At 70.0% G+C, this 516-nt stretch carries 1 protein-coding gene; it reads right to left on the bottom strand.

Annotated elements, in window-relative coordinates:
- Positions 1-516: condensation domain-containing protein (locus ABD371_RS35790; protein WP_344486986.1), on the bottom strand; the 516-nt coding region annotated here is incomplete at both ends.

Raw genomic sequence — 516 nt, 5'->3', positions numbered from 1 at the left:
CCCCGTCAGGCGTCGCCCGGACAGCAGCAGCGAAGCCCCCGGTCACCGTCCCCGCCTCCGACGCCTCCGGACCCGAACCCCACACCGTCAACATCTCCCGCTGCGCGGGGGAGACGACCGGCAGAGCTGCGAGCCGCGTCCCGGGATCGGCGGCCACCGCAGACAGAACCCGTACCAGAGCCTCACCCAGCCCCCGGACCGTCACCTCGTCGAACAGATCGGTCGCGTAACCCAGCTGAATGCTCAGACCAGCAGGGCCGTCCTCGGTTCCGCCCCGCTCATCGAAGTCGATCTCCAGATCAAACCGTGCGACCTCGCCCCCCAGCGGCAACGGCGTGCTGTCGAGGCCGGGCAGAGTGATCCCGGGATGGGAGCCTCGTCCCTGCGACAGCATGATCTGGAAGAGGGGGTGCCGGGCGAGGGAGCGTACCGGCTGGAGTTCCTCCACCAGCCGGTCGAACGGCAGATCCTGATGCGCGTAGGCCGCCAGGTCCCAGCGCCGTACCCGCTCCAGCA

It is taken from the genome of Streptomyces amakusaensis (assembly GCF_039532665.1).
In the GTDB taxonomy this organism is placed as follows: domain Bacteria; phylum Actinomycetota; class Actinomycetes; order Streptomycetales; family Streptomycetaceae; genus Streptomyces; species Streptomyces amakusaensis.
The sequence above is the reverse complement of the archived record's forward strand: the minus strand, read 5'-3'. Positions and strand labels throughout refer to the sequence as shown.